The following is a 26,779-nucleotide window of genomic DNA, read 5'->3' as shown; positions in this document are numbered from 1 at the left end:
TGGACTACACCATGAAAGCGTTGCGGAAAGCTGTGAGTGCGGCTTCCGGGTCACCGGAAGCAAAGGCCTCCATGCCGACCGGACCGGTGTAACCCATGGCCTTCAGCGCCTTGGCGATACCGTGCCAGTTCACTTCGCCCGTTCCCGGCTCGCAGCGACCAGGCACATCTGCGACCTGGATTTCGCCTATCCAGGGCAAGGATTTGCGGCAGAGTTCGATAAGGTTCCCCTCGCCGATCTGCGCGTGATAGAGGTCGAGATTGAGCCGCAGGCGCGGATGGTCGATGCTGGAGACGAGCGCCAGCGTATCCTCGGCGCGAGCGAAGGGGACACCCGGATGATCGACCGGCAGGTTGAGGTTCTCGAGCGTGAAGGTCACGTTCTCCTCCTCGGCCATGTCGGCGATACGACGCAGCGTGTCACTCGCCTTCAGCCACATGGCGCCGGTAACCACCTCTATCGGCTCGACCGGCAGACCGCCCTCTCCGAGCCCTGTTCCGTGGAGGTTGAGACGCTGGACACCGAGCCGCTTTCCGACCTTAGCCGTTTCGCGTGCACTGCGTAGAAGCTCGTCGGCTCCTTCGTCATCCGTCAGCCGCCCCGTGAGGTAGCCGTTCATGATGGTGAAGGAGGCGCCTGTCGCCTCGAGTTTGGCAAGATCATGGTCCGGCCAGTTCCAAAGGCCGACGCCGAAGCCCATATCCTTGAGACGGGAGGCGCGCCATTCGATGGGGCGGTCCCGCCAGATCATTTCGGCGCAAGCCGCTAAAGCAAACTGTGTCATGTGATCAGATCTCTATAAAAACGTCGCCATTCTCGACCTTCACCGGCCAAGTCTTCAGATTGATGCAGGCAGGCGCGCGCTTGGCCTCGCCGGTCTTGTAATCGAAATGCGCGCTGTGCTTCGGGCACTCGATGGTGCCGTCCATCACCAGCCCCTCGGCAAGATGTACATGCTCGTGCGTGCAGATGCCGTCGATGCAGAAGAACTCGTCCTCGGGGCTGCGGTTCACCAGAAAGGTGCGTCCTCCCTGATCGAAACGGATCTGCTCTTCGAGTTCGACATCGTCGGTTGCGCAGGCGCGGGTCCAAGTCCCCATCATCTCATCCTTCGGTATTTCAGTTCATGAATAGTCGACATCAGCCGGCCGCGCTGGAAAGCTGCGCGTGGCCATCATGCGTGGTGCGGTAGCCGTCGATCTGGGCCTCGAGCTCCGCCATGGTCTCGCCACCCGCCATCAGGTCGGTGATTTCCTCGCGGGTCTTCTCGCCCTTGCGGAAATCCGCCGCGATCGCGCCGCGGATCAGCACCGCGAAATGATCGCCCACGGCCATGGCATGCATGACCTGATGGGTGATGAAGACAACCGCCAGGCCCCGGCGTTTCGCCTCGTTGACGATCCTGAGCACATGGGTCGCCTGCTTCACCCCGAGCGCCGCCGTCGGCTCGTCCAGGATGAGCACCTTGGCACCGAAGTGGACAGCGCGGGCGATCGCGAGCGACTGCCGCTCCCCTCCCGACAGCCCACCCACCAGCCGGTCGCCGTCATCGATACGGGTGATGCCGAAATCCCTGATCGCCTTGACGGCGATCTCATTGGCCTTCTTACGGTCGAAGATCTTGAACGGCCCCCACCCCTTGGTCGGTTCGACGCCGACGAAGAAGCTGCGGCCGATCGACATCAGCGGAAACGTGCCGCCGAATTGGTGAACCGTCGCTATGCCGCGGCTGCTCGCATCGCGTGGGCCGTTGAACTCGATGGGCTTGCCGTCCATTTCCATCGTGCCCGAGTTCGGGCGATAGACGCCGGAGAGCGTCTTGATGAGTGTCGATTTGCCGGCGCCGTTGTCACCGAGCAGACAGAGCACTTCGCCGGGACAGATATCCAGCGAGATGTCGTTGAGGACATCGATCGGGCCAAAGGACTTGCAGATATTTCTAAGCGTCAGGATGGGTGTGGACATGACCAACCTCACTTCTTCTTTGGCGCGTAGGACAGCGCCATGCTGCGGAAGGTGTTGTTCATCAGCACCGCAAGCAGCAGCATCACGCCGATGATCAGGCTCGACCAGTTACGGTCGAAGGACGTGAAGTAGATGCCCTGGTTGACGACCGCAAAGGTGATCGTGCCGAAGAAGATGCCGATGATGGAACCAAACCCGCCTGTCAGAAGCACGCCGCCCACGACCACCGAGATGATCGAGTTGAAGATGAAGGACATGCCGGCGGAGACCTGGGCGGAGTTGAACAGGATTGCCTGACACATGCCGACGAAGGCGGCACTGGTCGAGGAGAGCACGAAGAGCGCGACCGTGAGTTTGGTGGTGGGAATGCCGGCGTTGCGGGCGCTGATCCTGTCTCCACCCATGGCGAAGATCCAGTTGCCGAATGGGGACAAATGAATGAAGAACACATAAATCGCCGTCAGTGCCAGCCACCAGAAGATGATCACCTGGAACGTGTTCCCGACGAACTGGCCAAAGAAGAACTTAGCCAGTTCCGGCGCCTTGAGCGCGACGCTGGTGGTGCCGGTCAGTAGGACGGATAGACCGAGCACGAAGCCCGCGACCGCAAAGAGCGTTCCAAGCGTGACGATCAGCGACGGCACATTGGTGCGGATGACGAGGTAGCCGTTGATCAGGCCGACCAGCACTCCGAGGCCCAGTGAGGCCGCGATCCCTAGCCAGATGGGCATTCCGTAATAGCCCGAGATGATCGCGACGGTCATGGAGCCGGCCGGAATCATCGAGCCGATGGAGATATCGAGTTCGCCGGCAATCATCAGCAGTCCGATCGGAAATGCGACGATGCCGAGATTGGCAGCGACGTTCAGCCAACTCGCGGCCCCCGCCGGCTTCAGGAAGTCCATGCTTCCGAAGACGAGGAAAAAGGCGAAGACGCCGACGAGGCCGAGAAAGGCCCCGGCTTCGGGCCTGCGGAACAGGCCGCCAACGGAGAAGCTGGTGACGGACGTTACTTTCGGTGTCTGCGCCATGGCGATTGGCTGGCTTGCGGTTTTCAAACTCATGATGGTTCCCCTTCCCGGCTTGCGGGTTGTCGTAAGGCCGCTCCCTGGGAGGTGCAGGGAGCGGCCGGCGAGCGCGCGTTCTTAGCGGGCGCCCTTCGATACGCCCTGCAGCGTCGATTCGATGTTGGAGGCATCGACGATACCCGGTCCGGTCAGAACGGGCTTCACCGGAAGGTCCGTGCCGAAATCGATGTGAGAAGCAAGCAGCGTGACGGAGAGGAGCGACTGCAGGTAGGGCTGCTGGTCGATGGCGAAGAACTGCGCCTTGTTCTTGATGCGGTCGAGCGCTGCCTCGTTGAAGTCGAAGGAGCCGAGCTTGACGCTCTCGACCTTGCCGGCCTGCTGAATGCCGCTTGCGGCCGCATCCGCATCACCGGCGCCGATGGTGATCACGCCGTCAATCGTGCCGTCCTGCGTCAGCGTCGCCTTGACGGCCTCGGCAATGGCGGTCGGATCGCCAAAGCTCGTCGCCGGGAGCGGCAATTGCTTGCCGGTGCCGCCCGCCTTGGTGATGCCGTCGATCACGCCTTTGCAGCGGGCTTCCTGGTTAGCGCTGCCCGGCAGAGTGTTGACGCAGAGCACATTCTTCTGACCACCCTTGCCGAAGTAGTCGCCGCCCGCAACGCCAGCGATATATTCATCCGAGCCGACATAGTTGATTGCCCCGAGCTCCTTCGCTTTTTCGAGCGAGCCGGCATTCATGAGGATGACCTTGATGCCGGCGCTGGTCGCGGCCTTGATCGCCTCGTCCTCGGCCTCCGGAACCCAGTTCGGGACGACCAGCCCGGTCACGCCCTGGCTGATCGCGGTGCGCACCAGACCGGCAGCGTCGGGGCCGAGATTGTCGTAGGTCTGCAGCTGAAGATAAGTCACCTTGCCGCCATTGGCCTCGATGACGAAGCGGCTGTCATCGACGCCTTTCTTGATCTTGGTCCAGAAGGCATCGTCCGTCTTGCCACCGACCACGGCGACATTGGCGGCCAGCGCCACGCCTGCGGTGAGACAGATAGCAACCGTAGCCGCAAGGGCCTTGGTGATGGTGGTCAGCATTGTCATCGGGTTTCCTCCCCCAGTTTCCGCCGGATGGCGGGTTCAAAGATGTGATGCTTCCCCTTCAAGCACCCGCCTCCTCGCGGGTACCTTGGGTCGTTGTCTGCTCAAGAGTTCGCGCGAGCCGCCTTGGCATTCACACGCGCCTTCTTCTTCTCGAAGCGCGCCTCCATCTGCACGTCGCCCTCCTTGGTGCCGTCGTGCCAGGTGCCAAACCACTTATCGAGCGGGATCAGACCGTCGCCGCCGTAGTTCACCTCGAAATACTTGTGGTGCAGGTAATGGGCATAGGCATGCGTATCGAGCGGCGTATCCTCGGTGACTTCAAGCTTGTCGAAGCCGATATGCCCGTTGACCGCGCCGAAGCCGGCAATGTGAAGCTGAAACAGCGCAATGATCGGGTTCGACGGGATCACGAGGTGCCACAGGGCGACGGCGTGGTAGAGAAAGCCTTCGACCGGATGCATCGACAGCGACGACCAAGGCGACGGGTTCACCGAGTTGTGGTGCACCGAATGAACCCAGCGATAGAGCGGTCCCCAGTGGATCAGCCGGTGGATGATGAAGAAGTGCACTTCATGGATCATCGGCGCGGCGACGACGAGAAACGCCAGATAGTAGGGATTGTTCGCCCAGGTGAGCCACGGCACCCAGCCATTGGCAAAGACCCAGAGAAAGGCCACTTCGACGACTGTCCAGAGCGGGATCGACAGGAAGAACGAACGCAGGAAATTGTCGATGTTCTGGCTTTTGAACCAGAACACATCTGACGGCTGCTCGCCGGGGAATTTGGCGTTGTACTTGAACCGGTTGCCTTGCCTGCGCTTGACGTAGAAGAAGAATTCCACGGAGCCGTAGAAGACGAAGATGGCGGTGGCATTGACCGCGTAGAGCCAAAGCGCCCAGCCCCAGCTCAGCGTCTTCATCACTTCCACGTCGGGCACGACGTAAAACCAGTAGAGAAGAGCCGTCGCCATGTGGAAGGCATTCCACGGCCAGATATATTCCGGCAGCCACTTCAGGATGGATGGAATTTTCGGTGGCCACGACCAGAACGGCGCTATCTCGATGCGCCCGTTCGGCGCCCAGTCTCCGCGCTTGTTGCGCTTTCCATATTTGAGATCATCCATCCTCATACCTCCCGGACGCCGCTTGTCCAATGTTCTTCATGGCGGGAGGCCGCCCGACATCGGGGCAAAGTTCCACCGTCTTCGGGCACGTGCCCAAAGCGATCAAACCAACGATGTCGAGACCATTTCCTCCCGAGCCAAGCGATCGCTACCGCGCTCACCCGCCTTCCTCTGACCGGTACAATGCCAACTTGACGCCCGCCAAATCAAGGCGCATTTCTTTCGCAAGATACGTTCGTATCATTCATCTCAGAAAACTCGAACAATGATACATTTCGTATCACGGAGCCATGATGAAGAGACCGACAATCCGCGACGTCGCCGAAAAGGCCGGCGTCTCCGTGGCGACGACCAACCGGGTATTGTCGGGCGCAGAAAGCGTCAGCGCGAAGACGCGCGAGAAGGTGCGCGAGGCGGCTGAAGCGATCGGCTTTTACGGGCTGGGAGCGATTGCGGCGCGCAACAACGCTGCGCGGCCGCGATATCGCTTCGGGGTCATCCTTCTTCAACCACACCGCCCGTTTTATCAGCTGGTGGCACGCGCGCTTACGGAGGCAGCGCAGGCACAAGAGGCTTTCGATATCGAACTCCGGATCGAACATCTGGAGGATTTGTCTCCCCAGAACACGGCGGAGCGCGCCTTGGCCCTCGCAAACGAATGCGACGCAGTGTGCGTGACGACTGCCGTGCATCCCGTTGTTACCAAGGCGATGGAGGAAATCCAGGCGCGCGGCATTCCCGTCTTCGCGCTGATCTCTCAGCTCGCCGCCACCGGCCAAATCCACTACATCGGCCTTGATCACTGGAAGGTAGGAAGGACCGCCGCCTGGGCTTTTCACCACATCTGCAAGTCTCCGGGAAAAATCGCGCTCCTCGTGGGCAATCCGCGCTTTCGGAACCAGGAAATGAACGAGACCGGCTTCCGATCCTATTTTCGCGAGCATGCCAGGGACTTCACGCTGCTTGAACCGTTATCGACATTCGAATCCTCCGCGGTCGCCGAGGAGATGACGGAGAGGGTATTGAGCGACCATCCGGATCTTGCGGGGCTCTATGTGGCCGGCGGCGGGATTAGCGGCGTGCTCGCCGCGCTGCGCACGACAGGGCGTGCCGGCACGCTTGTGGTGGTGGGATACGAACTGATGGACAATGTGCGGTCGGCCCTGCTCGACGGCGCGCTGACCCTATCGATCTCGCATCCGCTCGCGCAGCTCGCCGGCGAGGCGATCACCGGGATGATCAGCGCGGTCGCTTCAAAGGAAGCGAATGCCAGTTATACGAAAATCGTCCCCTTCAACCTCTATACGCGAGAGAACGTGTGAGATTTCGCAGCGCGCTCCAGTCGTCATTGCGCAAGACGTTCATGCCGCAATGCGTTCGCCAGGTGAAGCGCAAAGACATTCTCACTGCAATATAATATATAGATTTTATCGTCTTTTATTCTGACGAGACTTCTTGCACCCCTATTGCTTCAATCCGGAGCGAAGGAAACGGCATGGCACGACATCAGATAGATCGAATTGAACAACGGTCAGCACGCCTGACAAATGAGGAAGAAGCGATTTCGGCGGCTCGCGTGTTGGCAGACCGCTTCAAAATTGAAGCGTCGTTGCGCGACCAGGAGCGCTTGCTTCCTCATCACGAGCTGGATGCCTTATCGCGGGCAGGTCTTCTGGCGATTACGGTTCCTCACGAATATGGCGGGATCGATGTTTCCAACAGCGTGCTTGCCGAGGTGACCGCCATTCTTGCCGAGGCAGATGCATCGATCGGCCAGATCCCACAGAACCATTTCTACATTCTCGAAGCGCTTAGAACGGATGGCACGGAAGAACAGAAGCGCTTCTTCTTCGCACGCGCGCTGGCCGGCGACCGGTTCGGCAACGCACTTTCCGAACGCGGCACCAAGACCGTCGGGCACTACAACACCCGAATTGTCCGTGATGGGCTCGGCTATCGCATCAATGGCCGCAAGTTCTATTCGACCGGCGTCATATTTGCCGACTGGATCACGGTTTTCGCATTGGACGAGAACGATCGATTGACCATGTCTTTCGTCCAGAAAGGGAGCGATGGCGTAGAGATCCTTGATGACTGGGATGGCTTCGGGCAACGCACGACCGGCAGCGGCACGACCATTCTGGACAATGTCTACGTCCCGGCCGATGCCGTCGTACACCATCACAAAGGTTTCGAGCGACCGACGACGATTGGCTCGGTGGGGCAGATCATCCATGCGGGGATCGACCTCGGCATTGCCCGCGCGGCTTTTAAAGAAATGGTCGAGTTCGTGAAGACCCGATCGCGGCCGTGGACCAACAGTGGCGTTGAGCGGGCATCCGAGGACCCGCTGACCATCGCCAAGGCCGGCGAAATTGCGATCAGATTGGAAGCGGCGTCCGCGCTGGTCGAACGAGCCGGAAACAAGGTGGACATCCCCCAGATCGACACCACCGAGGAAAACGTCGTTGCGGCAACGCTCGCCGTGGCGGCAGCGAAAGTGCTGACATCGGAAATCGCCCTCGACGCCTCCAGCGCCCTCTTCGAACTTGCCGGTACGGCCTCCACGAGCACAGGCCTCAACCTCGACCGCCACTGGCGTAATGCACGGACGCACACGCTGCACGATCCGGTGCGCTGGAAATACCATGTGGTTGGCAACTATCATCTCAACGGCGCAGTACCGCCGAGAAGCGGTGCCCTCTGAGAGACGAAAATAGCCCCGCCGCATGCGACGGGGCTATCTAGGGTCGGGAGGACCACTGTTTAACTATAGAGGCTGACTTCGGGGATCTTGTCGTTGAGAACGAACTCGCCGACTTCCTTGGCCTTGTAGAAGACGGGATCGTGCAGCGTGTGCGTTCGAACGTTTCTCCAGTAGCGGTCGAAACGATAGGATTGCGCCGTCGAACGGGCACCTGTCAGCTCGAAGACACGGGAAGTGATGTCGAGCGACACATTCGTGGCGTGCACCTTGGCGGCATAGGCTTCAGCGGCCGCTTCCCCGCGCTCGCGCGCCGTGACGTCAACACCTCGATACAGCGCAGCCTGAACCGCACCGGCCGCCTGATCCGCCAAGGCAGCGGCGGCCTTCACCGACGCCGTAAACTCTCCGACACGCTCGAGGATGTAGGGATCGTCCTGCGCGCGGGCGACACCCGACGTGACCCAGGGGCGCGTGGTCGTCCTGACATAGTCGACCGCCTGCGCAAGAGCGCCTTCGGTGGTGCCGAGGTAGAAGTTCACGAAAACAAGCTGGATCAGCGGTGTGTTGAAGCTCGCCAGCACCGGGGGTGCTGCTCCCTCGTCCGCTGGTGCGCCAATCAAATCCTCCTCATAAACGGGGAAGTCCCGGAACTCGACGCTGCCGCTGTCGGAGAGACGCTGGCCGATGTTGTCCCAGTCGTCGTTGGCGATATAGCCCGGCCGATCGGTGGGAACCGCGAAACTCGCGATCTTTCCGTCCAGCGTGGCATTGGCGTTGATATAATCGGAGATCCGCGCCGCGGTGGAGAAGGACTTGCGGCCGTTCAGCACATAGCCGTTGCCACGCCTCGTCAGTGTGAGGCCCGGATCGCGAGGATTGACGGCGGCACCCCAGTAAAGGCCCTTGGCGACCGTTTCGGTGCCAAGCGCATTGGCACGAGCCGCGTCCTCGATCGCCCAGTAGATGTACTGGCTATTGACGAAGTGATAGCCGAGCAGCTGCCCGATCGAGCTTTCTCCACGGGCCAGGATGCGAACGAGCTTCAAGCCATCGACCCAGTCGAGGCCGCCTCCGCCGATCGCCGAAGCATGCAGCGCGTTGAGCAGCCCGGCATTCTTGAGCTTGACGATCTCACTGAGCGGCGGGCGGCCGTCACGGTCGAGTTCGGCGCCTCGGCTTGCGAGGTCAGCTGAAATCTCCTCCGCCCGCGCGAAAAGCTCGGCCCTTGTCGCGCCTCGTGCCGCGACATGAATGACATTGGATTGGCTCATCGAAAACTCCCATTGAAAATAGAGCAGTCCGGCAGGTGATCCGCCGGACTGGTGTGCCTGCGGTCAGAAAAGCTTTGCCGGGATCCAGGGAGCGGTCACCACATCGCTGGTGTTGAACTCGGGCAGCTTCTTCGCGAGATCCTCGATCGTCTTGACGTTCGCCGACCTCAGCGCCGCCTGTGTCAGCAGCGTTGGCTTCACCGTGATGTTGCGGGGAACTTCTTCGCCGGCGATCTGCAGGGCCGCGGCGCGAATGGATACGGCGCCGACGACGGCAGGATTGGTCGCGACGGTCGCCACCCAGGGGCTTCCCTCCTCGGTGATCTCCTGAATATCGGCCGTGGAGACATCGGCGGAATAGATCTTCAGCTTGGATGCGATGCCGAGGTCGTTAGCCGCCAGTTTCACGCCGCGGGCGAACTCGTCATAGGGAGCGAAGACGACGCTGATGTCGGGATTCGCCGTCAGCGCCGCCTTCGCCTGGTCCGCCGTCGATGTCGCGGTCGTGTCGCTCACATTGCCAAAGCGTGCCTTCTCGACAACGCCCTTGTTATCGGCCTTGAATTTTTCCCAGACCTCGTTGCGGCGGTCGAGCGGCGCGAAACCGGCGACATAGACATAACCGGCATTGAAGCTCGCTCCGTTTTCCTTCACCGCCTGCTCAAGCGCCTGCTTGGCAAGCTCATGATCGCTCTGCTCGACCTGCGGTATCTTGGGATTGTTCAAATTGACGTCGAAGGCGACGACCTTCACGCCCTTGTCGAGCGCCTGCTGCACGACGTCGCCAAGCGATTCCGGCAGACCGTGGTCAACGACGATCCCCTGAACGCCAAGATTGACGGCTTGCAGGATCTGCTCGCGCTGTTCGGCGGCGTTCTGGCGGCCTGGGAAGATGCGAAGGTCGATACCGAGCGCCTTTGCCTGCGCCTCCGCGCCGGCCTGATAGGCCTGGAAGAAATCTCCGGCCGAAATGTAGCTGATCAGGGCAAGCTTGACGCCGCCCTTGTCGAATGGCGCAGGCGCACCGGCGAGCCCTTCGGCATGAACACCACTCAAGGCAACGAATGAAATCGCGGCGGCAGAAAGCGCCAGGCGGCTGAAGGTCTTCATGATGCGCTCCTAAAAAGATCCAAGTTATCCGCGGCTTTTCACCCGCATTTTCATTAGGGTATATTTTCTACGTTTTTAGTAGACAAATTGCTCCGATATTTCCGCTGAACGGGAAAAACTTTGTGCGGTTTGCGTGCAGGGCGGGAAACGCTTTGCCTGTCGCGACACCGGGTTCCGGTGCAACTTGTCGTCAATGAAACCGGTTTCGTTGAGGGCAAATCAAGACGAATAGCTCGCGTAAAAGACATCTAAATCAAGGCGATGCCTCCCAACCGTCACCTCTCGATCCTCCTCACTCGTAGTTCGCCCATGCCGCTGCTCTCCGTTGAAAATCTATCCCGCAGTTTTGACTCAACGCGTGCGCTGTCGGGTGCCTCGCTATCGATCGCCCGCGGCGAGATCGTCGCGCTTATGGGCGCGAACGGCGCGGGCAAATCGACACTCGTGAAAATCCTCTCCGGCGTGCTCTCCGCCGATGGCGGTATCGTCGCCCTTGATGGCCGGCCCTTTGCGCCGCGAACGCCGGCGGAAGCGGCGGCGCGGGGCATCGTGACCGTGCATCAATCAACCGATCTGGTCGGCGCACCGGGGCTGACGGTCGCCGATGTCTTGCTCCTCAATCGCTTCACCGACCGCAGCCAGCCGTTCTTCGTCTCAAGACGGGCGGTCCGCGCGCAGGCAAAGGCCATGCTAGACGCCGCAGGCTTTGAACTCCCGCTCGATCGCGATTTCGCGGACCTCGGCGCCGCCGATCGGCAACTGGTGGCGATTGCGCGCGCGCTTGCCAACAAGGCGGACCTGCTGATCCTCGATGAGCCAACAGCCAGCCTGTCGATCGAGGAAAGCCAGCGGCTGTTCGATATCCTGCTACGCTTGCGCGCGCAGGGTCTCGCCGTTCTCTATATCTCGCACCGGACCGCCGACCTGCAGGCCATCGCCGATCGGGCACTGGTCATGCGCGGCGGCCGTGTGGTCGGCGCCTTCGAAAGACCGATCGACTTCAGCGCTGCGATCGAGACGATGATCGGTCGCAAGCTGGAGAAAGCCCGGCCGGATACGCGCGCTGAAACGGGCCGCGTCATTTTCGAGATGGCGAATATCAAGCTTCTCGCCAACAGTGTGCCATTCGACCTTTCCATCCGCGAGGGCGAAGTCGTCGCCATCACCGGCGTGCTCGGCGCCGGCAAGAGCCGGCTGCTGTCCGCCATTTTTGGGACGGGAGCGCTGGCCTCAGGCACCATGACACTCGAAGGCCAAGTCTACCGACCCAGCGGTCCCGCTGCTGCGATTGCGGCCGGTGTCGTGATGGCCGCCGAGGATCGCCACCATTCTTCCCTGATGCCGCCGTCGTGGCCAGGAAACAGCGTGGCGGCGACAATCAGCCTTCCGCACCTGCGCAAATGGTACCCGCGGGGTTTCCTGTGGGGCAACCGCGAACGACGCGAGGCGAAACAGGCGATCAAGAGGCTACGCATCAAGGCCTCCGGTCCCGACGCATCGATCTGGACCCTTTCCGGTGGCAACCAGCAGAAGACGGTTCTAGCCCGCTGGGAAGCGGAGCCGAGCCGACTGCTGTTGCTCGACGAGCCGTTCCAGGGCGTTGATGTCGGCGCCCGTCAGGACATCATCGAAGCCATCAGGGGGCGGGGCGATCGCGCCACGCTGATCGCAACCTCCGATCCCGAAGAGGCCTTCGAGGTCGCCGATCGCATCCTCGTCATCGATCACCACAGCGTCCGCCCCGCGCAAGAACACGAAGACCAAACCGCTGCCGAAGGAATTCCAGCATGAGCTCCATCCAAGATGAAACCATTGGCGCGACGCCTTCGCCGCAGGGCACAGGCGCGTTTCTGAGCCGCGTGGCTGCGGTGATCCGCTCCGGCGCGGTCTTCCTGCTCCTCATCGCGCTGGTGATCGGCTTCACCGCCGCGCAGCCGGCCTTCATCAACATCAACAACCTGATGAGTATCCTGCAGGCGGTATCGGTTGTCGCCATTCTCGGCGCCGGGGTCACGGTCACCCTTGCCGTCGGCGGCTTCGATCTCTCGATCGGTGCGGTGGCCGCCTCCAGCGTCATGGCCGCCAGCTATGCGATGATCGTGCTCGGGCTCGACGCTTTCGCAACCGTCCCGCTGGTGCTCGCCTTCGGCGCGCTCATCGGCCTCATCAACGCCTTCGTCATCGTTCGGTTGAAGGTGCCCGATCTCTTGGCGACGCTCTCGATGATGTTCCTGCTATCGGGACTGCAGCTGATCCCGACCGCGGGTCGCTCGATCTCGGCCGGCCTCATCCTGCCTGATGGCTCGACGGCGCCCGGCGTCTACGATCCACGCTTCCTGCTGATCGGCCGCTACAGCATCGCCGGCACCGTTCCGGTGGCCGTCGTCCTGATGATCCTGGTCGCGATTGTTCTCTACGTCCTGACGGAGCGTACGCGCATCGGTAGGCTGCTGTTTGCCACCGGCGGAAACGAGGTCGCCACCCGCCTCGCCGGCGCCTCCACCACGCGTCTCAAGACGCTGGCCTACGTGATCTCGGGAACGCTGGCCTCGCTCGGCGGCATCATCGTTGCCGCCCGCGTCGGGCGTGGCGACGTGTCATCGGGCGGCTCGCTGCTCATGGATGCCGTCGCGGCCTCGCTGATCGGCTTTACCGTCATGGGCCTTCGCCGCCCGAACGTTCTCGGCACGATCGTAGGCGCCGTCTTCGTCGGCGTGCTGCTCAACGGCCTGACGATGCTGAATGCACCCTACTACACCCAGGATTTCGTCAAGGGCGCCGTGCTGGCGGGCGCGCTCGCGCTCACTTACGGCCTCGGTCGAGCCAACCCATGAACGAACAACAATGACACGCCATAGCCCAAGGAGAGGCTGACCTATGAAGACGACACTGAAATCCTTTGCCGCCGCGCTCATCTCGGGCGCGCTGCTTGCAAGCTCCAGCCTCGCAGCCGGCATCGAAGGCGCGCCGGCGCCGTTCGACAAGCGCCAGGTCAATATCGCGGTTGTCAGCTATCTCGGCGGCGGTGACTGGCTGCAGGCCTTCGAGGCCGGCATCAAGCGGCAGGCCGACGCGCTCGGGATCAAGACGACGATCTCCCAGGCCCGCAACGACAATGACACGGAACGCACGCTGATCGAGCAGGCGATCAACCTTGGCGTCGATGGCATCATCATCAACAACGGCCGCCCCGAGGTGCTCAAGGACGTCGCGCAGAAGGCACTCGATGCCGGCATCAAGGTCGTGGCCTATGACGTCGACCTCGACAACCCGGCGATCCCGCAGATCGAACAGAGCGACAAGGACATGGCAAGCCTCGTGCTCGAGCAGGCGGTCAAGGACAAGGGCGACGGCTTCGTCGGCGGCGCCGTCTATGTCGCCGGCTTCGCGCCGCTCGATCGCCGCTATGCCGTTTGGAAGGATTTCGTCGCCAAGCACAAGCTGACGGAAAAAGCAGTGTGGGGCGTGGTCAACGATACGGTTCCAGCCTCCGTGGCCGACCAGACGAAGGCGGTGCTTCGCGCCAATCCCGATATCTCGGTGATCTTCACGCCCTGGGACGAATTCGCCAAGGGAGCCAAGCTCGCTATCGACGAGCTCGGCGTAGCCGACAAGGTGAAGATTTACGGCGTCGACACCTCGACCGCCGATATCCAGCTGATGATCGAACCCGACAGCGCCTGGGTTGCCACCGCCGCCACCAACGCCGCCGTCGTCGGTGAAGTCTCGGTCCGCGCCGTATCGCTCGATATCGCCGGCCAGTTCCCGGGCCGCTCCGTGCTCCTGAAGCCGACGCTGGTGACCCGTGACGATCTCATCAACAACAAGATCACCAAGATCGAAGACCTGCAGCAGAAATTCCCGGCCTTCCTGAAGAGCGATGCGGCGACCGCGCCGTGGATCCAGCCGCTGAACTAAGCATTCGAGACAATCAAGCGCCGCCCGTCGAGGCGGCGCTTTTCTATGTTCAATTCATATTTTACAGGTGACCACATGGCTGACAGCCTCGACCTCCCACACCCGGATTTCGCCCGCAACATGAAGCTGATCGGGCACTCCGACATTGGTGGACGTGGCGACGGATTGCAGCTGATGGTGCATCGGGGACATGCTTATGTCGCCCATCCCTGGTCGCAGGGCTTCTCGATCGTCGATGTACGCGATCCCAAGCGGCCCAGCGCGGTTACCTACATCCCAGCTCCCGCAAACACCTGGAACATTCATCTGCAGACGCATGACGATCTGCTACTCGTTATCAACGCGCTCGATCTCTTCGCCGACGTCGAGACGTTTTCCAGCGAGAAGGACTACTACACCAAATCGATCGGCGAGACCGTCGCTGGTCGCAAGACAGGTCGATCCTGGACGGCCGGCATGACGGTCTACGATATCTCGACGCCGGACAAGCCGCGCAAGATCGGCCAGCTGGATGTCGAGGGCATCGGTTTCCATCGCCTCTGGTATGTCGGCGGCCGCTATGCCTATGCATCGGCGCTCCTCGACGGCTTCTCCGACTACATTTTCGTGACCATCGATCTCGCCGATCCGACACGCCCCGAAATCGTCGGGCGCTGGTGGCTGCCGGGCATGAACCGCGCGGCCGGCGAAACCTCTACCGCGCCGGAGGGCAAACGCTATGCGCTGCATCACGCGCTGGTTTCCGGCAACACGGCTTACGCCTGCTGGCGCGACGGCGGGTTGACGCTGCTCGACATATCCGACCACGCCGCGCCCAAGCTGATAGCGCACCGCAACTGGTCTCCGCCCTATGGCGGTGGCACCCACTCGCCTTTGCCGTTGCCGGGACGCGATCTGCTCGTCGTCGCCGACGAGGCTGTGGCCGACAATGAAGAAGACGGCCGCAAGCACACCTGGATCTTCGATATCCGCGAGCCGTCGAACCCGATCAGCATCTCCACCTTCCCCATCCCCGATGAAGTCGACTACACCAAGAAGGGCGGCCATTTCGGGCCGCATAACCTTCATGAGAACCGTCCAGGTTCGTTCGTGTCCGAGACGCTGATTTTCGCGACCTGGCAGAATGCCGGCATCCGCGCCTTCGACATCTCCGATCCGTACCGCCCCGTCGAGACCGGCGCGCTCGTGCCCGCCGCACCGAAAGCCATGACCGACAAGCGCCCCGGACGCCCGCAAGTCATCCAGTCCGCCGACGTCTTCGTCGATGCCTCAGGCCTTATCTACGCGACCGACTACAATGCCGGCCTGGAGATCATCGAGTACGGCGGCTGAGCTTCGGGACAGTACCCGCACCGTTGGAGGCCGATCCGGAATCGGCCGCCAACTCTTCGGCTCCAATGCTTTTGAAACCCTCTCCTAACGCCACTGAAAACGCCTATCCGTACCCCTTCTTCCCTCCGGTTCATTTCCTCCCGACGCCGCCTTTTGGAAAAGCGTTTCTCTCAATTCCATTTAATCTACATATTCTATGGATATTGATCATTGAGGGACATCGAGATGACTGAACCAATCTTTTCCGGCCTCGGCCGCCGCGAAATCCTGAAATTCGCCGCCGTGGCTGGCGCGACCTTCGCAGGCACCAGCCTTCTCGCCAGCGCCGGCACCGCTGCTGCTGCAGACGACGAGGGGCTTTCCCTGAAGGGCAAGCGCATCGCCATAAGCGCCACCGGCACCGACCACTATTTCGACCTGCAGGCCTATAACGCCCAGATCGAGGAAGTGAAACGCCTTGGCGGTGAGCCGATCGCGGTGGATGCCGGCCGTAACGACGGCAAGCTCGTCGCGCAGCTGCAGACGCTGGTGGCGCAGAAGCCCGATGCGATCGTCCAGATTCTCGGCACGCTCAGCGTCATCGATCCCTGGCTGAAGAAGGCGCGCGACGCCGGCATTCCAGTTCTCACCGTCGATGTCGGCTCGACCAACTCGATCAACAACACGACTTCCGATAACTGGGGCATCGGCAAGGATCTGGCGCTGCAGCTGGTCTCCGACATCGGCGCCGAAGGCAACATCGTCGTGTTCAACGGCTTCTACGGCGTCACGCCCTGCGCGATCCGCTACGACCAGCTGGTCAATGTCGTGAAGTATTTCCCGAAGGTGAAGATCATCCAGCCGGAACTGCGCGACGTGATCCCGAACACCGTTCAGGACGCCTTCACGCAGATCACCGCGATCCTCAACAAGTACCCGGAAAAGGGTTCGATCAAGGCTATCTGGTCGGCCTGGGATATTCCCCAGCTCGGCGCGACGCAGGCGCTTTCCGCCGCCGGCCGCACCGAGATCCGCACCTACGGCGTGGATGGGAGCCCCGAGGTCCTGCAGCTCGTCGCCGACCCGAATTCGCCGGCCGGCGCCAACGCCGCCCAGCAGCCCGCCGAGATCGGCCGCACGGCGATCCGCAATGTCGCCAGGCTGCTCGCCGGCCAGACGCTGCCGCGCGAGACTTACGTGCCGGCGCTGCTCGCCAACAAGGCCAACGTCAACAACGTCACCAAGAAGCTCGGCATCGGCTGATTGCGGACGGGTGATGCGGCAGCCGCCGCGTCACCCTCGTCTCCACTGGGGTTCCCGACATGACGGCAATACTTCCTCCGCAGCCCGCCAAGCGGTCTGACGACATCATCCGCTTCGACCGCATCGTGAAGCGCTTCGGCGGCTCTCAGGCGCTGGCCGGCGCATCGCTGGCGATCAGGCGCGGCACGATCCACGGGCTCGTCGGACAAAACGGCGCGGGGAAATCGACGCTGATCAAGATCCTCGCCGGCCTGCACCAGCAGGATGAGGGCACGATCGAGATCGAGGGACAGCGGATCGATCACCTGACGCCGCATCTCGCCGAAACCCATGGCATCCATTTCATCCACCAGGACCGCCTGCTCGTTCCGACCTTCACCGTCGGCGAGGCGCTGTTTCTCGGCCGCGAACCGCGCCTTCCGGGAACACCATTCCTCGATCGCCGCAAGATGCAGCGGCAGGCGAACGAGACGCTGGCCGACTATTTCGGGATCAAGCTTCCCACGCACGCCCTCATCGGGGAGCTCTCGACCGCGGAGAAGCAGATCGTCCAGATCACGCGCGCATTGCTCGATCATCCTAAGGTGCTGGTTTTCGACGAGCCGACCGCGGCGCTTGTGCGGCGCGAGGCCGATATCCTCTTCCGCCTGATCCGCCGCCTGCGCGACGAGGGCGTCACCATCATCTACATCTCGCACTATCTGAACGAAATCGAAGAGCTCTGCGACCACGTCACCGTGCTTCGCAACGGCATCGACGTCGCCTCGACGCCGATTGCCGAGACATCGGCGAACGACATCGCGCGACTGATGGTCGAGCGCGATATCGCCGACATGTTTCCCAAGCGACGCGTAGAAATCGGCGAAGAACTTCTCAAGGTCGAGGGACTGACCGCCACAAACCGCTTTTCCGACGTGAGCTTCACGGTCCGGCGGGGCGAGGTGCTCGGGATTACCGGCTTGCTCGGCTCGGGCGCCAAGGATCTCGTGCGCACGCTGTTCGGACTGGAACGCGCGCAGTCGGGCCACATCGAGGTCGCAGGCGCAGCGGATCGGGCGCGCACGCCGGAGGCCGCTGTCGTCAGGCAGATCGCACTGGTGCCGGAAGATCGCCGCGGCCACGGCGTCGCGCTCGATCTCAGCGTCGCGGAAAACATCACGCTCGCGAGCCTCGATCGCTACACCAATCTGGGCGTGCTGAACGGGAAGCGCGAGAGGCGCGACAGCGACGATGTGATCAAGCGCCTGCAGATCAAGACCGCTAGCCGCGATGCGCTAGTGCGCACGCTGTCGGGCGGCAACCAGCAGAAGGTGGCGATCGCCAAGTGGCTGAGCCGCCACTCTGAAATCTATCTCCTCGACGAGCCGACCGTCGGGGTCGACATCGGCTCGAAGGTCGAGATCTACACGCTGATCGGCGAGCTTGCCGAACGCGGCGCCGGCATCATCGTTCTATCCTCGGACCTGCCGGAGCTGATTGGGATCACTGACCGGATCCTGGTGCTGTTTCGCGGCCGTGTGACGCGCGAATTCATCTCTTCGGAAACCACAACGGATGAAGTGCTGGCGGAATCGACCGGCGCCTCGGAAAGATTGCGCCATGTCGGCTGATATCCACATCGGCGATCTGGCCGACTTTACCGCTGAACAGAGCAAGGAACGCTCCGCCCGCAATCTGGCGGCAGCATCGCTGCGCTTCGGTTCGCTGATCGCCTTCGCGGTCATCCTCACCGTTTTCTCGCTGACCGCACCCTACTTCCTGAGCATCGGCAATATCGGCAACGTGCTCGGCCAGTCGGCGATCTCGGGCGTGCTGGCGATCGGCCTGACCATCGTTCTGGTCGCCGGCGGCGCCAATGTCGTGACGGGAGGTATCGACCTCTCGCTCGCCGCCAATATGGGCCTCAGCGCCGCCGTCTATGCGACCGTCACGCAACTTGGCTACGGCGATCAGGTGGCGGTTGCAGCAAGTCTGTTGACGGGACTGGCGATCGGCGCGGTCAATGCCGCCGCCGTCGTCTTCGCCGGCATCGTGCCGCTGCTTGCAACGCTTGCCGTGATGAATGTCGTGGCGGGTCTCGAACTGGTGCTTACGCAGAATACCGTCGTTCCAGCGTCCACCGATTTCCTGACGGCATTATCGGCTTCCGATGCGCTCGGCATTCCCGTGCTCGCCTATGTGCTGCTCGGCTTCACCGCCGTGGTGACCGCGATCGTGCAATACACGCCTCTTGGCCTCCGGCTTTATGCGATCGGCGAATTCCCCGATGCCGCGCGCGCTGCTGGCCTGCCGCTGAAGCGTCTGCTCGCCGGCGCCTTCCTGGCGAGTGGCCTGTGCGGCGGTATCGCCGGCATATTGTCGGTGTCCTATCTGAGCGGCAGCACGACAGGCTCGAGCGAGATGCTGCTTCCTGTTGTCGTAACGGCGCTTCTTGGCGCGGTGTTCTCCCGCAGGCTCGTACCGACGATCACTGGCACGCTGCTCTCCGCGCTCCTCGTCGGCTTCCTCGTCAACGGCTTTCAGCTCCTCAACCTCTCCAGCACGCTGGTCAGCGGCGTCCAGGGAATTCTCATCCTCATCGTCGTCTCGGCGACGACATTGCTGCGCAAGCGGGAGATCTGACCATGTCGCTTTCGGCTTCCCATCCTTCGCTCGCGCCCTGGCATCACCGTGTACTCTCAGGTCTCGCGCGATACGGCCTCATCCTGGCGCTCGTCGCCGTCTTTGCCGCCTTCTCCCTGGCGACGCCGACATTCCTGACGGCAGGCAATCTGCAGAGCCTTCTCGTCAACAACTTCACGCTGCTTGCAATCGTTTCCGTGGCCATGACCTTTGCGGTATCGGCCGGCGGTATCGATCTCTCGGTCGGCACGGCGGTCGATTTCGCGAGCTTCGCCTTCGTCTCGCTGGTCCTCGCCGGGCAACCGGTTGCGATCGGCCTGCTGGGAGGCCTCGCCGCCGGCGCGGTCGTCGGCGCCTTCAACGCGGTGCTGATCTCGGGGATCGGCGTCTCGCCGTTTCTGGCGACGCTCGGAACCCTGTTCATCGGCCGAAGCGTCCAGCAGCTGCTGACCAATGGCGGGAACCCGGTCTATCTGCCGCCATCGGGCGTGCCCGACGCCTTCCGCTTCATCGGCCATGGCACGATATCAGGCTTTCCGCTGGCGCTTTTGATCGCGATCGTCGTCATCGCCGCCGCCGCATTCATCTTCGCCCGGACGCGCTTCGGCCGCGTGGTTCTCGCGATCGGCATCCAGCCGAGCGTGGTGCGCTATTCCGGCATCGGCCTTGGCCGGCATGTCGCCGTGACATTCATTCTGACCGCAATTATCGCCGCCATCGCCGGCCTGATCCTGACGGCCACCGTCACCGTCTACATCCCCTCCTCCGGCAACGCGTTTCTCTTGAACGCGATCGGCGCGACCTTCATTGGCACGACGCTCTCGCCGCTCGGCCGGCCCAATATCGCCGGCACCGTGCTCGGCGTACTGCTGCTGAGCATCGTCGCCAACGGGCTGCTGCTTACCGGGCTGAATTTCTACTGGCAACAGGTCGGCACCGGCACGCTCATCTTCGCCGTGCTCGCCTTCAGCTTCATCAACCGAAAGACCAGCGGCGCCTGATTGGCGCGCGCCCAGACAATACGCAGGAAGAATGACATGAGCCGTAAAATCAGATTGAACGCCTTCGACATGAACTGTGTCGGACACCAGTCGCCGGGCCTCTGGCGCCATCCGCGCGACAAGTCCTGGACCTACAAGGACATGGACTACTGGGTGCATCTGGCAAAAACGCTGGAGCGCGGCAAGTTCGACGGCCTGTTCATCGCGGACGTGCTCGGCGTCTACGATGTGCTCCACGGCAATGTCGATGCGGCGTTGCGCCATTCCGCGCAGGTGCCGGTCAACGACCCGCTGCAGCTGATCCCGACCATGGCCTATGTCACGGAAAACCTCGGCTTCGGGCTGACGGCGTCGCTCTCCTTCGAGCATCCCTACACCTTCGCCCGCCGCATCTCGACGCTCGACCATCTCACCAAAGGCCGCGTCGGGTGGAATATCGTTACCTCCTATCTCAACAGCGGCGCGCTCAATATCGGGCAATCCGCCCAGACCAAGCACGACGACCGCTACGATCTGGCGGAGGAATATCTCGAAGTCTGCTACAAGCTTTGGGAGGGTAGCTGGGAAGATGACGCGGTCGTTCGTGATCGCGCCGCCGGCATCTTCACGCATCCGGAGAAAGTCCACCCGATCGGCCATTCCGGCAAGCATTTCACGGTGCCGGGCATTCACCTCAGTGAACCCTCCCCGCAGCGCACGCCGGTGCTCTACCAGGCCGGCGCCTCCAGCCGCGGCAAGGATTTCGCTGGCGAGCATGCCGAGTGCATCTTCGTCGCAGCCCCCTCCAAGCCGGTGCTGAAGCGCTATGTCGCCAATGTCCGCGAGGCAGCCGAGCGCGCCGGCCGCAACCCGCGCGAGATCCTCGCCTTCAATCTTCAGACCGTCATCCTCGGCGAGACCGATGCGGAAGCGAAGAAGAAGTTCGACGACTATCGCCGCTACGCCTCCTTCGAGGGCGCGCAGGCGCTGATCTCCGGCTGGACGGGCATCGATTTCGGCCAGTTCTCGCCCGACGAGCCGCTCCGCCACCGCTACACCAACGCGGTGCAATCCGCCGTCGAGACCTTCACGACGATTGATCCTGATAAGGTCTGGTCGGTGCGTGAAATGGCCGATTGGGTTGGAGTCGGCGGCTTCGGCCCTGTTTTTGTCGGCTCGCCGCAGACGGTCGCCGACCTGTTGCAGGAATGGGTCGAGGATACCGATGTCGACGGCTTCAACCTCGCCTATGCCATCACGCCCGAAAGCTTTGAGGACGCGGTTGACCTGCTCGTGCCCGAATTGCAGAAGCGCGGTGTCTACAAGAAGGATTATCGCCAGGGCACCTTGCGCGAAAAGCTGTTCGGCCATGGCCCGCGATTGCAGGCACCGCATCCGGGCGCGAACTATCGTCGGTTCGACAGACAGAGAACGCTGGAACGACGAACAGGCTAACCTCCCATCGCCATCTCGAAATGCTGCGACAATCCGATCGCGATGGGGAGGATGTTGTTCACGCAGGCAAAGACATGGATCGCCCCAGCCAATAAGTCCGCCGCCTGGAAGATGCTTCGCAAATCTCCTTCGGAGCGCGGCCAGCCTCTATTTCAGAGACACTGGCTCGCCCAGCGTATGCATCAGCCGGTTCGCCCAGCCGAAGATCGAGGTTGACAGGATCAGGTCGAGGATTTCCACCTCGTCGAGACCGACGGCCTTGAGGCGCGCCATGTCTTCATCCGTTGCAGCCGGTGGAAAGGCGGAGAGCTTGACGGCGAAATCGAAGATCGCCTGCTCGCGCTCCGGCAGCTTTGCCGCCGTCTCGTTGGCGAAAATTTCCTCGACGACCTCGGTCGTCTTGGTCGCCTGGTTGTAGTGACGGGCATGGACTGCAATGCAATAGATGCAGCGATTGACGATAGACGAGCCGATTGCTCCGAGTTCGCGGCTGCCGCGATCGAGCCCGTCGCGGCCGTACATGATGCCGTTGAACAGCGGCGAGCGATGCAGCAGCGATTCCGGATCATGCGCGAGCGTCAGCACGTAATCAGAGATCTTCTTGTTCGCCGGCGTGATCTTCATCGCCTCCATCTGCTCCGGCGTCGCCTCGTCGAGCCTGACGGGGGTGACGAAGGGGCGCCAATCGAGAACTTCGGTCGTGTATTCGTGGACAGCATCGCTCATCGGCTCATCTCCATCAGGCGAAGGCCGGCGACAAGGCGGGCCTGGTATCCGAGGAAGGCGGCAAGTTCGGCAATCCGAACGATATCAGCATCGCTGACGCCGGCGGAAAGAAGCCTGTCTATGTCGGCCTTGGTCGCCGTGCGCGGACGGCAGGTCAGCATGTCGGCATGATCGAGAACCGCCTGTAGCCATGGATCGCCCGATGTTGCATCCGCATCGACCAGGCCGACGAAATCATAGAAATCCTCGCACTGGGTGAAATGCTCGTAATAGTGATCCTTCATCCTGATGTCGCCGAGGCGCTCGGACGCGCGCACGGCAATCAGCGCCCGCAGTGCATGCGACAGGCCGCCGGCTTCCGCCGGCGTCAGCACCGCCTTGCGGCTGGCCTCCGTCAAGGCCATCAGCTCGGCGCGGCGCGCAAGAAGCTGTTTCAACCGGTCATCGGAGGCATCGCCGACCAGGGTTTCGATCAATTCAGTCATCGTCAACTTTCAAGAAAGAAGGGGCACGGGGGAAGAAAGGTTAGCCTTGGCTGGAAGGTCGGCCGGTGTCGAAAGCCATCACACCTCGCGTCCGTCCTTGTAGCGGTACCAGGGTAGGATGAGCCGGGCGAAGCGGGAGACGAAGGCGTGAAAAGGCACCGGCGGCGGCGCGGTAGGCTTAAGCGCCAGTGCCTCGTCCGGCACGCCCTCGATGGCGTCTGCCAGAACCGGCGCCATGGCGCAGGCCAGCGCTAGACCGCGGCCATTGCAGCCGATCCAGGCGCAAAGCCCGTCATCGCGCCTGTGAAGCCGTGGCAAGCGGTCGACCGTCATGGCGATGCGCCCACCCCAGAATGAGGTCATCGGGTTGTCCGGCAACACCGGGAACATCTCTTTCAGCCGCTTGCCGACCATCTTCGGCAGGCGGCGCGACGCGGCAAGCTGGATCGCCAGCGCCCCGCCGGAAACAAGCCGACCGTCTCGGGTCTTGCGGAAATAGCGCAGGTCCATGCGGGTGTCGGACGACGCCTCGTCATTCGGCAGGATCGTATCTGCGAGTGTTCCGAGCGGCTCCGTACCGGCCTGATAGGAGGTGACGGGCACGATGGACCGGGCAAGTTCCGGCCAGAGATCTCCGGTACAGGCCGCCGTCGCCAGCCCCACTTTTGCCGCACGAACACGGCCCTGCGGCGTTTCGACGATCCAGCCCTCGGCATCACGCACAAGCGCCAAGGCCGGGCTGTTTTCGTGGATCACGACACCCTCCGACGCTGCACCACGAGCAAGACCGACGGTGAAGGCGTAGGGGTTTATATGGCCGCCACGACGATGTTCCCACCCGCCGCAATAAACGGCTGTGCCAAGGCGTTGCGCAACGTCATCGGCCGACAATGCGCCGGTCTCGGCACCGCTTGCCGCCCATTGCGCGGCAAGGCCTGCAACACGCTTGGCACGGCCCGGCGTATGTGCCGGCTGAACCCATCCGTTTCGCCGCGCGTCGCAATCGATGCCGTAGCGCTCCACTAGGTCGTAGAGCTGGTCGGCGGCGCCTTTGACGAGAGTGATGAACCGTTCGCCCCGTTCGCCCGGCCAGACTTTCCTAACCCCATCCGGCCCATGGCGGGTGAGCGCGGATATGACCTGGCCATTGGCACGGCCGGATGCGCCGTAACCGACACGGGTCGCTTCCAGCACAATGACGCGGCGGCCGCGGCGGGCCAGTTCCAGCGCCGTCGAAAGGCCCGAAATCCCCCCGCCAACAAAGACGACGTCAGCATCCGCTTCGCCCTGCAGGGCCGGCGCCTCGAATTTTTCACGCGACAGCGACATCCAGAGGGAAGAAGGTTTATCGGCAGGCCACGCACTCATTCTGCGAGGATCTCCAGTTCAACACCGCAGGTTTCGCGAAGATCATGATGTCCCGCCTGGGAACCCGATAGCAGAAGCTTGCTGCTGCCGGGCTCGATCGAGACGCCCTCCCCCGTGCCATCCTTCGGCAGGTCCGACAGCGATGCTGCCTGCGGCAGGATAACGGACGCCAGACGTGCGGTGCCATTGGGATGCACCAGTGTTTCCGGCAGCCACAAAAGCTCGGCCGTATGATGCTGGCAAACAAGGCATTGCAGACCGGGCGTGGATTTCGGGTCTATGCGGGCAACGGAGAAACGCAACTCGCCGACCGCCGTCAGACGTGAAAAATGTCGCACCGGCTCCGCGCCGATACCAGCTGACGCAAGCGCTGCGGCCGAGGCCTCTATATCCCGGCTGCCGAGCGCAATGCCGCGAATGCCGGCTCCTTGCGACAGGAGCTTTCTCCATGTCGTATTGGCGTCCGTCTCGGCAACGATGCCCATGATCTCGATATAGCTGCCATCCAGCATGACGCAGCGATTGGCGGTACCCATGGCGGCGCTGTGCAGCGTCTTCGGGGTCACATGGAAACCGGCCGCCTCGAATGCCTGCCCTGCTGCGTCGAGATCGGCCACAAGGACAACGACGTGATCGAGAGCAAGCGAAATCATCAGCCCGCCACCGTCATCTTTTCGATGCCGTAGACGCGGTCGACGATCAGGAGGGCGACGACGGCGAGCAGGAGTTGCAACGTGCTGAGCGCCGCGATCGTCGGATCGAACTGGTTTTCCATATAGCTCAGCATGACCACCGGCAGCGTATTGGTGCCGGCGCTGCCGAAGAAATAGCTGATCGGCAGGTTGTCGAAGGAGGTGAGGAAGGAAAACAGCGAGCCCGCCATGATGCCCGGCCGGATCAGCGGCAGCGTTACATGCCAGAAGGTCAAAAGCGGATTGGCGCCGAGGATGGCGGCGGCCTCCTCGTAGGAGCGCGGCATGCCCGCATAGACGCCCGCCACCGTGCGAACGATGTAGGGCAGGCAGACGACGGTATGGGTGATCAGCAGCGCGGTGAACGAGATGCCGACGCCGAGCCAGGAGAGGAAGAACAGCGAGGCGAAACCGATGACGATCATCGGCATGGACAGCGGCGACAAGAGAAACGTCATGACGGCGCTCGCCCAGGCGCTGCGCGAGCGCGCCAGATAGAGCGCCGCCGGAACGCCGATCAGGCAGGAAGCAAGCGTTGCGCCGATGGCGATCTGGAAACTGACGATCAGCGCATCGATGAACGGCTGGTACTCGAAAATCCGCGCAAACCACTTCATCGACCAGCCGGGGATCGGAAACGAGACGTAGCCGGCGGACGTGAAGGACACGACGACGACGATCAGGATCGGCGCCAGCATGAAGACGAAGAAGAGGACGACGAAGGCGGCAAGGCCGATATTGATCCAGTCGCGTTTCATCGCTCAGGCTCCCTTGCGGCGCACGAGGCGCAATTGCAGGAACAGGCACAAGACCGCGATGACGAGTAGAATGGTGCTCATGGCGCTCGCCATGCCGAAATCGCGCGTCGTGTTGAACTGCTGGTAGATCATCAAGGGCAGCGTCTGCATGCCACCGCCGAGCAGGACCAGCGTGACGAAACTGCCGTTGGCGATCATGAAGACGAGAATAGCGCCGGTGCCGATGCCATCGAGCGACAGCGGCAGGGTCACCTCGAAAAACGTGCGCAACCGGTTGGCGCCAAGGATCTTTGCCGACTCTTCCAGCCGCGTATCGATGCCCTGAAGTACCGTCGCGATCGACAGAACCATGAAGGGTACGAGAACGTGGACGAGCGCGGCAATGGCGATTTCCGGCGAGTTGGTCAGGCGCAGCGGCGCCGACAGAATACCGAGTTGATCGACCAGAAGATTGTTGACGAGGCCGCGGCGGGCAAACAGCACCTGCCAGCCGAAGGTGCGCATGATGATCGAGGTCAGAAGCGGGGCGATCAACAGGAAGATGATGAGACCTGCCCAGCGTCCGGCCTTGCGCACGAGGAAATAGGCGACCGGATAACCGATCAGGATCGAGATCACCGTGACGCCGGCCGACAGAGCCACGGTCTGGGCGATGATGCCGAGATAGAAACTGTCGGTCAGCAGAGAGACGTAGCGCGACAGGGTGAAGCTGCCATCTTCCGCCAGCACGCTGCGCATGCCGTTGTCGAAAAGCGGCAGGACGAAGAAGACAGCCAGGAACAGTAAGGCAGGCAGCGCCATGAGATGCGGCGTCAGCAGCCGCGGGCGGCGGCTTGTCGGGGCCTGTTCTATGCTGGTCTGGCTCATGTGTCCCTATCCGTTGGCGCGCGGCGGGGGGGGGGGG

Annotated in this window: 25 protein-coding genes; 11 read left to right on the top strand and 14 right to left on the bottom strand. The window is 62.2% G+C overall.

The genetic code is table 11. The features are described from left to right. Positions 1–4 precede the first annotated feature (4 nt). The 6 genes from ACODTZ_RS16485 to ACODTZ_RS16460 all read right to left on the bottom strand — a co-directional run bounded on the left by ACODTZ_RS16485 (position 5) and on the right by ACODTZ_RS16460 (position 5,209). On the bottom strand, positions 5–784 hold the full coding sequence (locus tag ACODTZ_RS16485) for a TIM barrel protein (RefSeq protein WP_489026827.1): 780 nt from the start codon (positions 782–784) through the stop codon (positions 5–7). Between the two features lie 4 nt (positions 785–788). Further along, complete coding sequence (locus ACODTZ_RS16480; protein WP_489026826.1) at positions 789–1,100, bottom strand: MocE family 2Fe-2S type ferredoxin; 312 nt, start codon at positions 1,098–1,100, stop codon at positions 789–791. Positions 1,101–1,140: 40 nt separating this feature from the next. Then, complete coding sequence (locus ACODTZ_RS16475) at positions 1,141–1,965, bottom strand: ATP-binding cassette domain-containing protein (protein WP_489026825.1); 825 nt, start codon at positions 1,963–1,965, stop codon at positions 1,141–1,143. Positions 1,966–1,973: 8 nt separating this feature from the next. After that, positions 1,974–2,996, bottom strand: a complete 1,023-nt coding sequence (locus ACODTZ_RS16470; protein WP_489027021.1) for an ABC transporter permease — start codon at positions 2,994–2,996, stop codon at positions 1,974–1,976. 114 nt (positions 2,997–3,110) lie between these two features. Continuing rightward, entirely contained in the window at positions 3,111–4,079 is a 969-nt protein-coding gene (locus tag ACODTZ_RS16465; protein WP_489027020.1) for a substrate-binding domain-containing protein, read from the bottom strand. A 107-nt stretch (positions 4,080–4,186) separates the two neighbouring features. After that, positions 4,187–5,209 (bottom strand): sterol desaturase family protein, encoded by a 1,023-nt coding sequence (locus ACODTZ_RS16460; RefSeq protein ID WP_489026824.1) that lies wholly within the window; start codon positions 5,207–5,209, stop codon positions 4,187–4,189. A gap of 290 nt (positions 5,210–5,499) precedes the next feature. Here ACODTZ_RS16460 and ACODTZ_RS16455 point away from each other — a divergent pair, with 290 nt between their 5' ends. Together ACODTZ_RS16455 and ACODTZ_RS16450 are read left to right on the top strand one after the other, a co-directional pair. Next, entirely contained in the window at positions 5,500–6,531 is a 1,032-nt protein-coding gene (locus ACODTZ_RS16455) for a LacI family DNA-binding transcriptional regulator (RefSeq protein ID WP_489026823.1), read from the top strand. 173 nt (positions 6,532–6,704) lie between these two features. Then, positions 6,705–7,916, top strand: a complete 1,212-nt coding sequence (locus ACODTZ_RS16450) for an SfnB family sulfur acquisition oxidoreductase (protein ID WP_489026822.1) — start codon at positions 6,705–6,707, stop codon at positions 7,914–7,916. A gap of 59 nt (positions 7,917–7,975) precedes the next feature. Here the strand turns inward: ACODTZ_RS16450 and ACODTZ_RS16445 are convergent, their stop codons facing one another. Together ACODTZ_RS16445 and ACODTZ_RS16440 are read right to left on the bottom strand one after the other, a co-directional pair. Further along, complete coding sequence (locus ACODTZ_RS16445; RefSeq protein WP_489026821.1) at positions 7,976–9,187, bottom strand: acyl-CoA dehydrogenase family protein; 1,212 nt, start codon at positions 9,185–9,187, stop codon at positions 7,976–7,978. Between the two features lie 63 nt (positions 9,188–9,250). Continuing rightward, positions 9,251–10,297: a substrate-binding domain-containing protein gene (locus ACODTZ_RS16440; RefSeq protein WP_489026820.1), complete on the bottom strand. Its 1,047-nt coding sequence runs from the start codon at positions 10,295–10,297 to the stop codon at positions 9,251–9,253. A 309-nt stretch (positions 10,298–10,606) separates the two neighbouring features. Between ACODTZ_RS16440 and ACODTZ_RS16435 the strand changes: the two genes are divergently transcribed. The 9 genes from ACODTZ_RS16435 to ACODTZ_RS16395 all read left to right on the top strand — a co-directional run bounded on the left by ACODTZ_RS16435 (position 10,607) and on the right by ACODTZ_RS16395 (position 21,846). Then, entirely contained in the window at positions 10,607–12,088 is a 1,482-nt protein-coding gene (locus tag ACODTZ_RS16435; RefSeq protein WP_489026819.1) for a sugar ABC transporter ATP-binding protein, read from the top strand. Then, positions 12,085–13,131, top strand: a complete 1,047-nt coding sequence (locus tag ACODTZ_RS16430) for an ABC transporter permease (RefSeq protein ID WP_489026818.1) — start codon at positions 12,085–12,087, stop codon at positions 13,129–13,131. The genes ACODTZ_RS16435 and ACODTZ_RS16430 overlap by 4 nt, the downstream gene beginning before the upstream one ends. Positions 13,132–13,174: 43 nt before the next feature. After that, positions 13,175–14,215, top strand: coding sequence for a substrate-binding domain-containing protein (locus ACODTZ_RS16425; RefSeq protein ID WP_489026817.1), 1,041 nt, complete (start codon positions 13,175–13,177; stop codon positions 14,213–14,215). Between the two features lie 75 nt (positions 14,216–14,290). After that, positions 14,291–15,547 carry an LVIVD repeat-containing protein gene (locus tag ACODTZ_RS16420; RefSeq protein WP_489026816.1) on the top strand — a complete coding sequence of 419 codons (1,257 nt, stop codon included), beginning with the start codon at positions 14,291–14,293 and terminating at the stop codon, positions 15,545–15,547. 225 nt (positions 15,548–15,772) lie between these two features. Continuing rightward, on the top strand, positions 15,773–16,789 hold the full coding sequence (locus ACODTZ_RS16415; RefSeq protein WP_489026815.1) for a sugar ABC transporter substrate-binding protein: 1,017 nt from the start codon (positions 15,773–15,775) through the stop codon (positions 16,787–16,789). A gap of 59 nt (positions 16,790–16,848) precedes the next feature. Beyond that, entirely contained in the window at positions 16,849–18,399 is a 1,551-nt protein-coding gene (locus tag ACODTZ_RS16410) for a sugar ABC transporter ATP-binding protein (RefSeq protein ID WP_489026814.1), read from the top strand. Further along, positions 18,389–19,411, top strand: a complete 1,023-nt coding sequence (locus tag ACODTZ_RS16405; protein WP_489026813.1) for an ABC transporter permease — start codon at positions 18,389–18,391, stop codon at positions 19,409–19,411. Before ACODTZ_RS16410 ends, ACODTZ_RS16405 begins: the two co-directional genes overlap by 11 nt. Before the next feature lie 2 nt (positions 19,412–19,413). Next, positions 19,414–20,412 (top strand): ABC transporter permease, encoded by a 999-nt coding sequence (locus ACODTZ_RS16400; RefSeq protein WP_489026812.1) that lies wholly within the window; start codon positions 19,414–19,416, stop codon positions 20,410–20,412. A 36-nt stretch (positions 20,413–20,448) separates the two neighbouring features. Further along, a complete protein-coding gene (locus tag ACODTZ_RS16395; RefSeq protein WP_489026811.1) occupies positions 20,449–21,846 on the top strand; it encodes an LLM class flavin-dependent oxidoreductase in 1,398 nt (465 codons plus the stop codon). A gap of 147 nt (positions 21,847–21,993) precedes the next feature. Here the strand turns inward: ACODTZ_RS16395 and ACODTZ_RS16390 are convergent, their stop codons facing one another. The 6 genes from ACODTZ_RS16390 to ACODTZ_RS16365 all read right to left on the bottom strand — a co-directional run bounded on the left by ACODTZ_RS16390 (position 21,994) and on the right by ACODTZ_RS16365 (position 26,742). Next, positions 21,994–22,572, bottom strand: a complete 579-nt coding sequence (locus ACODTZ_RS16390) for a peroxidase-related enzyme (protein WP_489026810.1) — start codon at positions 22,570–22,572, stop codon at positions 21,994–21,996. After that, positions 22,569–23,057 carry a CMD domain-containing protein gene (locus ACODTZ_RS16385; RefSeq protein WP_489026809.1) on the bottom strand — a complete coding sequence of 163 codons (489 nt, stop codon included), beginning with the start codon at positions 23,055–23,057 and terminating at the stop codon, positions 22,569–22,571. Before ACODTZ_RS16385 ends, ACODTZ_RS16390 begins: the two co-directional genes overlap by 4 nt. A 78-nt stretch (positions 23,058–23,135) precedes the next feature. Next, positions 23,136–24,425, bottom strand: a complete 1,290-nt coding sequence (locus tag ACODTZ_RS16380) for an NAD(P)/FAD-dependent oxidoreductase (RefSeq protein ID WP_489026808.1) — start codon at positions 24,423–24,425, stop codon at positions 23,136–23,138. Beyond that, positions 24,422–25,078: a VOC family protein gene (locus tag ACODTZ_RS16375; protein WP_489026807.1), complete on the bottom strand. Its 657-nt coding sequence runs from the start codon at positions 25,076–25,078 to the stop codon at positions 24,422–24,424. Before ACODTZ_RS16375 ends, ACODTZ_RS16380 begins: the two co-directional genes overlap by 4 nt. Next, positions 25,078–25,875 carry an ABC transporter permease gene (locus tag ACODTZ_RS16370; RefSeq protein ID WP_489026806.1) on the bottom strand — a complete coding sequence of 266 codons (798 nt, stop codon included), beginning with the start codon at positions 25,873–25,875 and terminating at the stop codon, positions 25,078–25,080. Before ACODTZ_RS16370 ends, ACODTZ_RS16375 begins: the two co-directional genes overlap by 1 nt. A 3-nt stretch (positions 25,876–25,878) precedes the next feature. Next, the gene (locus ACODTZ_RS16365; protein WP_209234144.1) at positions 25,879–26,742 is read right to left on the bottom strand and encodes an ABC transporter permease; all 864 of its coding nucleotides are present in this window, start codon (positions 26,740–26,742) and stop codon (positions 25,879–25,881) included. Positions 26,743–26,779: the final 37 nt, after the last annotated feature.

The organism is Rhizobium sp. FG113 (genome assembly GCF_057809895.1).
This window is presented reverse-complemented; position numbering and strand designations above follow the sequence as displayed.